Source organism: Klebsiella sp. H-Nf2 (genome assembly GCF_002806645.1).
In the GTDB taxonomy this organism is placed as follows: Bacteria; Pseudomonadota; Gammaproteobacteria; order Enterobacterales; family Enterobacteriaceae; genus Klebsiella; species Klebsiella variicola.
This window is the reverse complement of sequence record NZ_PIBL01000003.1, coordinates 88467-100222: the sequence shown is the minus strand read 5'-3', so window position 1 is coordinate 100222 and position 11756 is coordinate 88467. Positions and strand designations below refer to the sequence as shown.

Annotated in this window: 12 protein-coding genes; 9 read left to right on the top strand and 3 right to left on the bottom strand. The window is 57.8% G+C overall.

Going from position 1 to position 11756, the window contains the following annotated elements; all coding sequences use genetic code 11:
• The first annotated feature begins 1 nt into the window (after position 1).
• The 6 genes from livF to ugpQ all read left to right on the top strand — a co-directional run bounded on the left by livF (position 2) and on the right by ugpQ (position 5961).
• A complete protein-coding gene (livF, locus tag CWM58_RS10865; protein WP_100631027.1) occupies positions 2 to 715 on the top strand; it encodes a high-affinity branched-chain amino acid ABC transporter ATP-binding protein LivF in 714 nt (237 codons plus the stop codon).
• A gap of 284 nt (positions 716 to 999) precedes the next feature.
• The gene (gene ugpB / locus CWM58_RS10860) at positions 1000 to 2316 is read left to right on the top strand and encodes a sn-glycerol-3-phosphate ABC transporter substrate-binding protein UgpB (protein ID WP_061153075.1); all 1317 of its coding nucleotides are present in this window, start codon (positions 1000 to 1002) and stop codon (positions 2314 to 2316) included.
• Between the two features lie 106 nt (positions 2317 to 2422).
• Complete coding sequence (ugpA, locus tag CWM58_RS10855; RefSeq protein WP_074387038.1) at positions 2423 to 3310, top strand: sn-glycerol-3-phosphate ABC transporter permease UgpA; 888 nt, start codon at positions 2423 to 2425, stop codon at positions 3308 to 3310.
• Entirely contained in the window at positions 3307 to 4152 is an 846-nt protein-coding gene (gene ugpE, locus CWM58_RS10850) for a sn-glycerol-3-phosphate ABC transporter permease UgpE (protein WP_064323935.1), read from the top strand. The genes ugpA and ugpE overlap by 4 nt, the downstream gene beginning before the upstream one ends.
• 1 nt (position 4153) lies before the next feature.
• On the top strand, positions 4154 to 5224 hold the full coding sequence (locus tag CWM58_RS10845) for a sn-glycerol-3-phosphate import ATP-binding protein UgpC (protein WP_100680904.1): 1071 nt from the start codon (positions 4154 to 4156) through the stop codon (positions 5222 to 5224).
• Positions 5221 to 5961 carry a glycerophosphodiester phosphodiesterase gene (gene ugpQ, locus CWM58_RS10840; protein WP_100680903.1) on the top strand — a complete coding sequence of 247 codons (741 nt, stop codon included), beginning with the start codon at positions 5221 to 5223 and terminating at the stop codon, positions 5959 to 5961. Before CWM58_RS10845 ends, ugpQ begins: the two co-directional genes overlap by 4 nt.
• 23 nt (positions 5962 to 5984) lie before the next feature.
• Here the strand turns inward: ugpQ and CWM58_RS10835 are convergent, their stop codons facing one another.
• Positions 5985 to 6305 carry a DUF2756 family protein gene (locus tag CWM58_RS10835; protein WP_061153080.1) on the bottom strand — a complete coding sequence of 107 codons (321 nt, stop codon included), beginning with the start codon at positions 6303 to 6305 and terminating at the stop codon, positions 5985 to 5987.
• Positions 6306 to 6428: 123 nt separating this feature from the next.
• Here CWM58_RS10835 and ggt point away from each other — a divergent pair, with 123 nt between their 5' ends.
• Entirely contained in the window at positions 6429 to 8174 is a 1746-nt protein-coding gene (gene ggt / locus CWM58_RS10830; RefSeq protein ID WP_061153081.1) for a gamma-glutamyltransferase, read from the top strand.
• 93 nt (positions 8175 to 8267) lie between these two features.
• On the opposite strand, the gene yhhY is transcribed toward ggt, so the two are convergent.
• Positions 8268 to 8756: an N-acetyltransferase gene (gene yhhY / locus CWM58_RS10825; RefSeq protein ID WP_100680902.1), complete on the bottom strand. Its 489-nt coding sequence runs from the start codon at positions 8754 to 8756 to the stop codon at positions 8268 to 8270.
• 227 nt (positions 8757 to 8983) lie between these two features.
• Complete coding sequence (locus CWM58_RS10820) at positions 8984 to 9637, bottom strand: bactofilin family protein (protein ID WP_100680901.1); 654 nt, start codon at positions 9635 to 9637, stop codon at positions 8984 to 8986.
• 264 nt (positions 9638 to 9901) lie between these two features.
• Here CWM58_RS10820 and CWM58_RS10815 point away from each other — a divergent pair, with 264 nt between their 5' ends.
• Complete coding sequence (locus tag CWM58_RS10815) at positions 9902 to 10939, top strand: oxidoreductase (RefSeq protein ID WP_074387041.1); 1038 nt, start codon at positions 9902 to 9904, stop codon at positions 10937 to 10939.
• A 121-nt stretch (positions 10940 to 11060) separates the two neighbouring features.
• Positions 11061 to 11756 (top strand): pirin family protein, encoded by a 696-nt coding sequence (locus CWM58_RS10810; protein ID WP_061153085.1) that lies wholly within the window; start codon positions 11061 to 11063, stop codon positions 11754 to 11756.

Below are 11756 nucleotides of genomic sequence, written 5' to 3'. Positions count from 1 at the left end.
GATGGAAAACGCGATGTTAACTTTTGACAACGTCAGCGCCCACTACGGCAAGATTCAGGCGCTGCACAACGTCAGCCTGCAAATCAAGCAGGGCGAGATCGTGACGCTTATCGGCGCCAACGGCGCGGGGAAAACCACGTTGCTCGGTACGCTGTGCGGCGACCCGCGTGCGTCAAGCGGACGCATTGTCTTTGACGGTAAGGATATTACCGACTGGCAGACGGCGAAAATCATGCGTGAAGCGGTGGCGATCGTCCCGGAAGGGCGGCGCGTCTTTTCACGCATGACGGTGGAAGAGAACCTGGCGATGGGCGGTTTCTTTGCCGACCGCGATCAGTTCCAGACCCGTATCAAATGGGTGTATGAACTGTTCCCGCGTCTGCTCGAACGCCGCATCCAGCGCGCCGGGACCATGTCCGGTGGCGAGCAGCAGATGCTGGCGATCGGGCGCGCCCTGATGAGCCAACCGCGCCTGCTGCTGCTGGATGAACCGTCGCTGGGGCTGGCGCCGATCATCATTCAGCAGATTTTCGACACCATCGAGCAGCTGCGCGAGCAGGGAATGACTATCTTCCTGGTTGAGCAGAACGCCAACCAGGCGCTGAAGCTGGCCGACCGCGGCTACGTGCTGGAGAACGGCCACGTGGTGCTGGAGGATACCGGCGACGCGCTGTTGGCCAACGAGGCGGTGCGCAGCGCCTATCTCGGCGGTTAATTCATCGTAACCCGGCGGCGCTTCGCTTGGCCGGGCTACCCAAGCTGTTGTAGCCCGGGCGAGGCGCTTGCGCCGACCCCGGGAGCCAATCGCACGAATATTATCCGTGTCTCAGCTCCCACTTTACCTCCCCCGTCCTTTCATCGGCTTGTCATCTCTCTGACCCGTTACTATCTTTTTTTTGTAATAAAAAAGTTATTTTTCTGTAATTCGAACATGTCATGTTACCCCGCGAGCATAAAACGCGTGAAATCGCGCATCCGGCACAACAAGAGAGATAACCGATGATATCGTTACGACATACAGCTTTAGGACTGGCGCTGAGCCTGGCTTTTGCCGGTCAGGCCCTGGCGGTTACCACCATCCCATTCTGGCACTCAATGGAAGGCGAGCTGGGTAAAGAAGTGGATTCTCTGGCGCAACGCTTTAACGCGGCCAATCCTGATTACAAAATCGTTCCGGTATACAAAGGCAACTATGAACAGAGCCTGAGTGCCGGTATCGCCGCTTTCCGTACCGGCAACGCCCCGGCGATCCTGCAGGTGTATGAAGTCGGCACCGCGACCATGATGGCGTCAAAAGCCATTAAGCCGGTGTACCAGGTGTTTAGCGAGGCGGGCATCAAGTTTGATGAATCGCAGTTCGTGCCGACGGTGGCCGGGTATTACACCGATTCAAAAACCGGCCATCTGCTCTCCCAGCCGTTTAACAGTTCTACCCCGGTGCTGTACTACAACAAAGACGCCTTCAAAAAAGCCGGTTTAGATCCGGAGCAGCCGCCGAAAACCTGGCAGGATCTGGCGGCCTATACCGCGAAGCTGAAAGCCGCCGGGATGAAGTGCGGGTACGCCAGCGGCTGGCAGGGCTGGATCCAGATTGAGAACTTCAGCGCCTGGCACGGTCTGCCGGTGGCCACGAAGAATAACGGCTTCGACGGTACCGACGCGGTACTGGAGTTCAACAAGCCGGAGCAGGTGAAGCATATCGCGCTGCTCGAAGAGATGAACAAGAAGGGTGATTTCAGCTACTTCGGGCGCAAAGACGAGTCCACCGAGAAGTTCTATAACGGTGACTGCGGGATTACTACCGCGTCATCCGGCTCGCTGGCCGATATTCGTCAGTACGCCAAATTCAACTACGGCGTCGGCATGATGCCATACGATGCCGACGTGAAAGGCGCGCCGCAGAATGCCATCATCGGCGGGGCCAGCCTGTGGGTGATGCAGGGTAAAGACAAAGAGACTTACACCGGCGTGGCGAAGTTCCTCGACTTCCTGACCAAACCGGAAATCGCCGCCGAATGGCACCAGAAAACCGGCTATCTGCCGATCACCACTGCGGCCTACGATCTGACGCGCCAGCAGGGCTTCTATGATAAGAACCCGGGCGCCGATATCGCCACCCGCCAGATGCTGAACAAGCCGCCGTTGCCGTTCACCAAAGGCCTGCGTCTGGGCAACATGCCGCAAATCCGCACTATCGTCGATGAAGAGCTGGAGAGCGTGTGGACCGGCAAGAAAACCCCGCAACAGGCGCTGGATTCCGCCGTTCAGCGTGGGAATCAACTGCTGCGCCGCTTCGAGCAAGCGACCAAATCGTAATCTGTAACTTGCCCGGTGACGCTGCGCTTACCGGGCCTACGATGTGCCCTATGTAGGCCGGGTAAGGCGTAGCCGCCACCCGGCATTGTTCAGGAACCCAATCTCAATGTCATCAACCCGTCCGGTATTCCGCTCGCGTTGGCTGCCCTATGTGCTGGTCGCGCCGCAGCTGATTATCACGCTGATTTTCTTTATCTGGCCCGCGGGCGAAGCGCTGTGGTACTCGCTGCAGAGTGTCGATCCGTTTGGCCTTTCCAGCCAGTTTGTCGGCCTGGATAACTTCGTCACCCTGTTCCACGACCCGTACTATTTGGACTCGTTCTGGACGACCATAAAATTCAGCACCCTGGTAACCGTCAGCGGCCTGCTTATTTCGCTGTTTTTTGCCGCGCTGGTCGACTACGTGGTGCGCGGCAGCCGCTTCTATCAGACGTTGATGCTGCTGCCGTATGCTGTGGCCCCCGCCGTCGCGGCAGTGCTGTGGATCTTCCTCTTCAACCCCGGGCGCGGGCTGATCACCCATTTCCTCGGCGAGCTGGGCTACGACTGGAACCACGCGCAGAACAGCGGCCAGGCGATGTTCCTGGTGGTCTTCGCCTCGGTATGGAAGCAGATAAGCTACAACTTCCTGTTCTTCTTCGCCGCGCTGCAGTCGATCCCGCGTTCGCTGGTTGAGGCCGCCGCCATCGACGGCGCCGGGCCGATTCGTCGCTTCTTTAAGCTGGCGCTGCCATTGATTGCGCCGGTGAGCTTCTTCCTGCTGGTGGTCAACCTGGTTTACGCCTTCTTCGACACCTTCCCGGTGATCGATGCCGCCACCGCCGGCGGCCCGGTGCAGGCCACCACCACCTTGATCTACAAAATCTATCGCGAAGGTTTTGCCGGGCTCGATCTTTCCGCTTCCGCCGCGCAGTCGGTGGTGCTGATGTTCCTCGTCATTATCCTGACGGTGGTGCAGTTCCGTTACGTTGAAAGTAAGGTGCGTTACCAATGATTGAGAACCGTCGCGGGCTGACGATTTTCAGCCACACCATGCTCATTCTGGGTATTGCCGTCATTTTATTTCCGCTGTACGTCGCCTTCGTGGCGGCGACGCTGGATAACCAATCGGTGTTCGAAACGCCGATGACTCTGATCCCCGGCGGCCATCTGCTGGAGAACATGAAGACCATCTGGGTGAACGGCGTCGGCGTCAACAGCGCGCCGTTCTGGTTGATGATGCTCAACAGTTTCATCATGGCGTTTGGCATTACGCTGGGCAAAATCGTGGTGTCGATGCTTTCGGCTTTCGCCATCGTCTGGTTCCGCTTTCCGCTGCGTAACCTGTTCTTCTGGATGATTTTTATCACCCTGATGCTGCCGGTCGAGGTGCGAATTTTCCCGACGGTGGAGGTCATCGCCAACCTCAAAATGCTCGACAGCTACGCCGGGTTAACGCTGCCGTTGATGGCTTCGGCCACCGCCACTTTCCTGTTCCGCCAGTTCTTTATGACCCTGCCGGACGAACTGATAGAAGCGGCGCGTATTGATGGCGCTTCGCCGATGCGCTTCTTTCGCGACATCGTGCTGCCGCTGTCGAAAACCAATCTTGCGGCGCTGTTCGTGATCACCTTTATCTACGGCTGGAACCAATATCTGTGGCCGCTGCTGATTATTCAGGATGTGAATCTTGGCACCGCCGTCGCCGGTATCAAAGGCATGATCGCCACCGGCGAAGGCACCACCCAGTGGAATCAGGTGATGGCGGCGATGCTGCTCACTCTGATCCCGCCGGTTGTCATCGTTTTAGCCATGCAGCGCGCGTTTGTGCGTGGCCTGGTCGATAGTGAGAAATAAAATGGCTGGTTTAAAACTACAGGCAGTAAGCAAAAGCTGGGATGGCAAAACCCAGGTGATTCAACCGCTGACGCTGGACGTGGCGGACGGGGAATTTATCGTCATGGTCGGCCCGTCGGGCTGCGGGAAATCAACGCTGCTGCGGATGGTCGCCGGACTGGAGCGAGTGACCAGCGGCGATATCTGGATCGATCGCAAACGGGTGACTGAGATGGAACCGAAGGATCGCGGCATCGCGATGGTGTTCCAGAACTATGCGCTATATCCGCATATGAGCGTGGAAGAGAACATGGCGTGGGGGCTGAAGATCCGCGGCATGGGGAAGGGACTGATCGCCGAGCGCGTGCAGGAAGCGGCGCGTATTCTGGAGCTGGACGGCCTGCTTAAGCGCCGCCCGCGTGAGCTCTCCGGCGGCCAGCGCCAGCGCGTGGCGATGGGCCGCGCCATCGTGCGTGACCCTGCGGTATTCCTGTTCGACGAACCGCTGTCAAACCTCGACGCCAAACTGCGCGTGCAGATGCGTCTTGAGCTGCAGCAGTTGCATCGCCGCCTGAAAACCACTTCGCTGTATGTCACCCACGATCAGGTGGAGGCGATGACCCTCGCCCAGCGGGTGATGGTGATGAATAAAGGTATTGCCGAGCAGATCGGCACCCCGGTGGACGTGTATGAAAAGCCCGCCAGCCGCTTTGTGGCGAGCTTTATCGGCAGCCCGGCCATGAACCTGCTGGAAGGGCGGGTCAGCGATGACGGCGGCCGCTTCGAGCTGGCCGGAGGCATGGCGTTGCCGATGAATCACGAGCATCGGCGCTACGCCGGGCGTAAAATGACGCTCGGTATCCGCCCGGAGCACTTTATTTTAAGTTCGCAGGCGCAAGGTGGCATTCCGCTGCTGATGGATACCCTGGAAATCTTAGGTGCCGATAACCTCGCCCACGGGCGCTGGGGCGAGCAGAAACTGGTGGTCAGACTGCCGCATCAGCAGCGCCCGGCGAGCGGCAGCACGCTATGGCTGCATCTGCCCCTCGAACATCTGCACCTCTTTGATGGTGAAACAGGACAACGCGCATGAGTAACTGGCCTTATCCCCGCATCGTCGCCCATCGCGGCGGCGGTAAACTGGCGCCGGAGAACACCCTGGCGGCTATCGACGTCGGCGCTCGCTACGGGCACACGATGATTGAATTTGACGCCAAGCTGTCGAAGGACGGGCAGATCTTTCTGCTGCATGACGATAATCTTGAGCGAACCAGCAACGGCTGGGGCGTGGCGGGCGAGCTAGCGTGGGACGATCTGCTGAAGGTCGATGCCGGCAGCTGGTACAGCCGTGAATTTAAGGGCGAGCCGCTGCCGTTGCTCTCTCAGGTGGCTGAGCGCTGCCGCCGTCACGGCATGATGGCGAATATCGAAATTAAGCCGACCACCGGACTGGGGCCGCAGACCGGCAACGTGGTGGCCCTGGCCGCGCGCGATCTGTGGCAAGGCATGACCGCGCCGCTGCTCTCCTCTTTTGAAATCGATGCCCTGGAGGCGGCGCAGGAAGCCGCGCCCGAGCTGCCGCGCGGGCTGCTGCTGGATGAGTGGCGCGATGACTGGCGCGAATTGACCACCCGGCTGGGCTGCGTGTCGATTCACCTCAATCACAAGCTGTTGGATGCGGCGCGGGTGGCGAGCCTGAAACAGGCCGGCCTGCACATTCTGGTGTATACGGTCAATAAACCCCAGCGCGCCGCCGAGCTGCTGCGCTGGGGCGTAGACTGCATCTGCACCGATGCCATTGACGTCATCGGGCCGAATTTCCAGCCTTAAGACGGATTTGCTGCGGCTGACCTTTACGGGTTGGTCTGCCGCAGCATTCCACCGTTGTTGTTCGGTAGCACCTGCTGCGGCGGATTGAGATTGCCGCCCTGAGCCGCGCGCTGCTGATTAGTCTGCAACTGGTTTTGCAAATGCTGCTGCTGCGAGCGGGTCTGATTGTTCAGATCCTGCTTCAGCATGCTCTGCTGCTGCTGTTGTTGCACCTTCATCTCATTTTGCATGCGCTGCTGGCTGGGGACCACGTAACCCGGCTGGTTAGGGTTGTTATTAACATTGATCGGCTGGGCTAATACGCCAAGCGGCATCAGCGCCGCCAGAAACAGAATCGCTTTCATGGTTTTCTCCTCCCGTGCGTGGGATCACTTAAGTGTACCTCGAATCCGCCATAACAATGATTTTTTAGGCGTTATCAACCAGGCTTAAGCGGGGAATGAAACCTACCTTTCAGGAGTAAGACAATGATAAAAACAACAATATGGCGCCAGGTGGTCATCGCTGCATTGCTGGTGGGCGGTAGTTTCACCGTCGCCGCCAATCCGCCACCGCCGCCACCGGTCTCTTATGGCGTAGAGGAAGATGTGTTCCACCCGGTACGCGCCCGGCAGGGGATGGTGGCGTCGGTGGACGCGCTGGCGACCCGCGTCGGCGTGGATATTCTGCGCCAGGGCGGCAACGCTGTCGATGCGGCAGTCGCGGTTGGCTACGCGCTGGCGGTCACCCATCCGCAGGCCGGGAATATCGGCGGCGGCGGTTTTATGCTGCTGCGGACTAAAGACGGCCAGACCACGGCGATCGATTTCCGCGAAATGGCGCCGGAACAGGCCACCCGCGACATGTTCCTTGACGACCAGGGCAACCCGGACAGTAAAAAATCGCTGACTTCGCATCTGGCCTCCGGCACGCCAGGCAGCGTCGCGGGCTTCTCCCTCGCCCTGGAAAAGTACGGCACCATGCCGCTGAACAAAGTGATCCGCCCGGCGATTAAGCTGGCGGAAGAGGGCTTTATTGTTAACGATGCACTGGCGGACGATCTGAAGACCTACGGCAGCGAAGTGATCCCGCAGCATGAAAACAGTAAAGCGATCTTCTGGAAGAACGGCGAGCCGCTGAAAAAGGGCGACCGGTTGGTGCAAAAGAATCTCGGTAAGAGCCTGGAGCTGATTGCTGAGCACGGCCCGGACGCCTTCTATAAAGGGGCCATCGCCGACCAGATCGCTGACGAGATGAAAAAGCACGGCGGGCTTATCACCAAAGCCGATCTCGCCAGCTATAAGGCCGTCGAGCGTACGCCGATTAGCGGCGACTATCGCGGGTATGAAGTTTACTCCATGCCGCCGCCGTCTTCCGGCGGGATCCACATCGTGCAGATCCTCAATATCCTCGAAAATTTTGATATGCAGAAATATGGCTTTGGCAGCGCCGACGCCATGCAGGTAATGGCGGAGGCGGAGAAACACGCCTATGCCGACCGTTCTGAATATCTCGGCGACCCTGACTTCGTCAAAGTGCCGTGGCAGGCGCTGACCAGCAAAGCTTACGCCAAAGCAATTGCCGCCGAGATTGATGTCAACAAGGCCAAACCTTCCAGTCAGATCCGCCCGGGCAAGCTGGCGCCCTATGAAAGTAACCAGACCACCCACTTCTCGGTGGTCGATAAAGAGGGTAATGCGGTGGCGGTGACCTATACGCTGAATACCACCTTTGGCACCGGCATCGTGGCGGGGGACTCCGGCATTCTGCTGAATAACCAGATGGATGACTTCTCGGCGAAGCCCGGCGTGCCTAACGTTTATGGTCTGGTGGGCGGCGACGCCAATGCGGTGGAGCCGAAAAAACGCCCGCTGTCGTCGATGTCGCCGACCATTGTGGTGAAAGACGGCAAAACCTGGCTGGTGACCGGCAGCCCGGGCGGCAGCCGGATCATCACGACCGTGCTGCAGATGGTGGTCAATACCATCGATTTTGGGATGAACGTCGCGGAAGCCACCAACGCGCCGCGCTTCCACCATCAATGGCTGCCGGATGAGCTGCGGGTGGAGAAAGGCTTTAGCCCGGATACCTTGAAGCTACTGGAGGCGAAGGGGCAGAAAGTGGCACTGAAAGAGGCGATGGGCAGTACCCAGAGCATCATGGTAGGGCCGGACGGCATGCTGTATGGCGCCTCCGATCCGCGTTCGCCGGATGATTTAACGGCGGGGTATTGATGTGTTGCCCGGTGGCGCTGCGCTTACCGGGCCTACAACTGCACGAACGTAGAACGTAGGCCGGGTAAGGCGAAGCCGCCACCCGGCAACACGCTACTTCATTCTCGCCATATAATACGCATCCACATACTCACCGTTACGCAGCGCGTAACGCCTGCCGGTGCCTTCGATCTCAAAGCCGTACTTCTTATACACCGCAATCGCCGGGGCGTTATCGGCGAACACCGTCAGCTCAATACGCTCGACGCGCAGCCAGTTGTCGCACATATCAATCATGGTACGCATCAGCGCGCTGGCGACGCCGCGGTTGCGCCAGCGCGAATCCACGCTGACACCAAAATCGGCGACGTGGCTACGGCGGGGACGTTGGACGACGGCAATGCTTAAATGGCCGACGACTTGCTCATCGATACAGGCCACCAGCTGCTTCACGCCGGGCGTATCGGTTAGCCGCTCCCGCCACATATGTTCGGATGGATGAGGGACCTGTAGCGTGTTGTGATACACCTCCGGCTGGGCGTGAATTTGACGAATCGCGTCAATATCTTTCGGTTCAGCATGGCGTATCACGATGTCACTCATTCCTTGTTCCTCATTCAGGTGAAAAGTCCCTTTAAACATCACTGACTACGGCGTTCGAGTCAACACGCATTATTTGCAAAAAAAAGTAGACAACTGCGAATGAGAATGATTATTATTGCTCTGCATTCAGGAAGACCCCTGCGGAAAGCCTGAAAGCACGACATTGCTCACATTGCTTCCAGTATTACTTTAGCCAGCCGGGTGCTGGCTTTTTTTTTGCGACAACCTCAGGCGCTCTGCGGCCTGGCGGGCTCCGCGTCGGCTTTGGATGGCGTGTCTGCTACCAAACCGACAATATGACTTTTGTTCTCCGCTGCAGCCAGCATTTCAGCGCGACCGGTAAAAACCCCGCCTTTCTTGATCGCCAGCGCGCGATAGGCGAGGGTACCATCCAGATGGCCATGCTCCTCGATGGTGATGCTGTCGCCATGACACTGGCCCTGCACCTTGCCGTCGATTATCAGCTCCCGGCAGCTGACGTTGCCCTCCACCTTTCCTTCACGCATCACCTTAATCAGATGTTCTTTGGCCTCAATGTTACCGGTCAACTGGCCGTGAATATAGACATGGCCGCTGGCGACAATATTGCCGACAAAATGCACCCCGTTGGCGATAACCGTGGTCTCTTGTTTTTTGCTGGTGGCCGCTTCGGGTTCTGGGGTCATTGCGGCAGGAGTGGCCACTTCGGCCATCTGAGGTTCAGTTTTATTTTTCTTAATAAACATCGCGTTAATCTTGTTCCGTTGGCTATGGAGGAGGAAGGCGACAAGCGCGCAGGCGGCCGTCAGGCGCACCAGCGCGATCGCATCGACAGACCAGGCGATCAGCGCGAGAAGCCAGAAAAAAAGGGCGCCGTTTATGGCGAGATATTGTTTGTCCATCAGCAGCGGCTGGCTACTCCGTTAGTCATCAGCAACGTCCTGGTTTGCCCTCCACTTATCCGTAGTTTCGCCGTTGCGATCAAGTTTTTTAGCCGCAAAATGATGAATTAATCACTGGTTAATCAATCGGTTATTAATATTTTCGTATAGGTAGTACTCGAACTATTTTGCTGGCGAATCTTCGCGGAAAGCGGACAGAGAGGATGAAGTCTTGCCCCGGCTTGCGCTATGGTTGAAGGTAGCTCATCAACTAAGGACAGCGTTATGACTCTGCACTGCGCATTTATTGGCTTCGGCAAAAGTACCACCCGCTACCATCTTCCTTACGTTTTGCACCGCAAAGACCGTTGGCATGTGGCGCATATCTACCGCCGCCGGGCGAAGCCTGAGGAGCAGGCGCCGCAGTATTCCCATATCCATTTCACCAGCGATCTTGATGACGTGTTAAACGACCCACAGGTCAATCTGGTGGTGGTTTGCACTCACGCCGACAGCCATTTTGAATATGCGAAAAAGGCGCTGGAGGCGGGGAAAAACGTGCTGGTGGAAAAGCCGTTCACCCCGACGCTGGAGGAGGCCAAAACCCTGTTTGCCCTGGCAAACAGCAAGGGCCTCACGGTGACGCCCTACCAGAATCGTCGCTTCGACTCCTGCTTCCTGACCACCAAAAAGGTGATTGAGAGCGGGAAACTCGGCGAACTGGTGGAGATCGAAAGCCATTTCGATAACTACCGCCCTGTGGCGGAGACCAACCCCGGCGGCCCGCAAAACGGCGAGTTCTATGGTCTCGGCGTGCATACCCTGGATCAGGTAATTTCGCTGTTCGGCCGCCCGGACCATGTCTCTTACGATCTGCGTTCGCTGCGCAATAAAGCCAACCCGGATGACACCTTTGAGGCCCAGCTGTTCTTCGGCGATCTGAAGGCCATCGTTAAGACCAGCCATCTGGTGCAGATCGACTACCCGAAATTTATCGTTCACGGCCATAAAGGTTCGTTTGTGAAATACGGCATTGACCAGCAGGAGACCAGCCTGAAGGCCAATATCATGCCGGGCGAGCCGGGTTTTGGTGCGGACGACAGCGTCGGCGAGCTGGTGTACGTCAACGAGGCGGGGGAGACGGTGCGTGAAGCAGTGCCGCTGGAGACCGGCGACTACGGTCGGGTGTACGACGCGCTGTATGACACCCTCGTCAACGGCCAGCCGAATTACGTCAAGGAATCTGACGTTCTCACCAATATGGAGATCCTGCAGCGCGGCTTTGAGCAGCCTTCTCCGGCCACCATCACCCTGGCAAAATAAGCAAAACGGGCTCCTCGGCACTTGTTCATATTTTTTGAACAGAGGAGTCAATTTTCACCCTCTATGATCGCCGGCGGAATGGGTCCACACTGACTCCATCGAAAACATACGGGGGTGCAACATGATCTACTTACGCAAAGCGAACGAACGTGGCCACGCTAACCATGGTTGGCTGGATTCCTGGCATACTTTCTCTTTCGCCAACTATTATGACCCGAATTTTATGGGCTTCTCTGCCCTGCGGGTGATTAACGACGACGTCATCGACGCTGGTCAGGGCTTCGGTACCCATCCGCACAAAGACATGGAAATCCTGACTTATGTGCTGGAAGGGGCGGTGGAGCACCAGGACAGCATGGGCAACAAAGAGCAGGTGCCGGCGGGTGAGTTCCAGATCATGAGTGCGGGTACCGGGGTGCGCCACTCTGAGTACAACCCGAGTAAAACCGATCGTCTGCGTCTGTATCAGATCTGGATTATTCCGGAAGAAACCGGCATTACCCCGCGCTACGAGCAACGCCGCTTCGACGCCACGCAGGGTAAACAGCTGGTGTTGTCGCCAGATGCGCGAGATGGCTCGCTGAAAGTGTACCAGGATATGGAGCTGTATCGCTGGGCGCTGCTGAAAGATGAGCAGTCGGTTCATCAGATTGCCGCGGAACGCCGCGTGTGGATCCAGGTCGTCAAAGGTGAAGTGACCATCAACGGTACCAAAGCCACCACCAGCGACGGTTTGGCGATTTGGGACGAGCAGGCGATTTCGGTTCACGCCGACAGCGATAGCGAGATCCTGCTGTTCGATCTGCCGCCGGTTTGA

What these genes read in the sequence shown, in the direction of transcription:
- livF (WP_100631027.1), top strand. Translation starts at nt 2, where the DNA reads ATGGAAAACGCGATGTTAACTTTTGACAACGTCAGCGCCCACTACGGC.
- ugpB (WP_061153075.1), top strand. Translation starts at nt 1,000, where the DNA reads ATGATATCGTTACGACATACAGCTTTAGGACTGGCGCTGAGCCTGGCT.
- ugpA (WP_074387038.1), top strand. Translation starts at nt 2,423, where the DNA reads ATGTCATCAACCCGTCCGGTATTCCGCTCGCGTTGGCTGCCCTATGTG.
- ugpE (WP_064323935.1), top strand. Translation starts at nt 3,307, where the DNA reads ATGATTGAGAACCGTCGCGGGCTGACGATTTTCAGCCACACCATGCTC.
- CWM58_RS10845 (WP_100680904.1), top strand. Translation starts at nt 4,154, where the DNA reads ATGGCTGGTTTAAAACTACAGGCAGTAAGCAAAAGCTGGGATGGCAAA.
- ugpQ (WP_100680903.1), top strand. Translation starts at nt 5,221, where the DNA reads ATGAGTAACTGGCCTTATCCCCGCATCGTCGCCCATCGCGGCGGCGGT.
- CWM58_RS10835 (WP_061153080.1), bottom strand. Translation starts at nt 6,305, where the DNA reads ATGAAAGCGATTCTGTTTCTGGCGGCGCTGATGCCGCTTGGCGTATTA.
- ggt (WP_061153081.1), top strand. Translation starts at nt 6,429, where the DNA reads ATGATAAAAACAACAATATGGCGCCAGGTGGTCATCGCTGCATTGCTG.
- yhhY (WP_100680902.1), bottom strand. Translation starts at nt 8,756, where the DNA reads ATGAGTGACATCGTGATACGCCATGCTGAACCGAAAGATATTGACGCG.
- CWM58_RS10820 (WP_100680901.1), bottom strand. Translation starts at nt 9,637, where the DNA reads ATGGACAAACAATATCTCGCCATAAACGGCGCCCTTTTTTTCTGGCTT.
- CWM58_RS10815 (WP_074387041.1), top strand. Translation starts at nt 9,902, where the DNA reads ATGACTCTGCACTGCGCATTTATTGGCTTCGGCAAAAGTACCACCCGC.
- CWM58_RS10810 (WP_061153085.1), top strand. Translation starts at nt 11,061, where the DNA reads ATGATCTACTTACGCAAAGCGAACGAACGTGGCCACGCTAACCATGGT.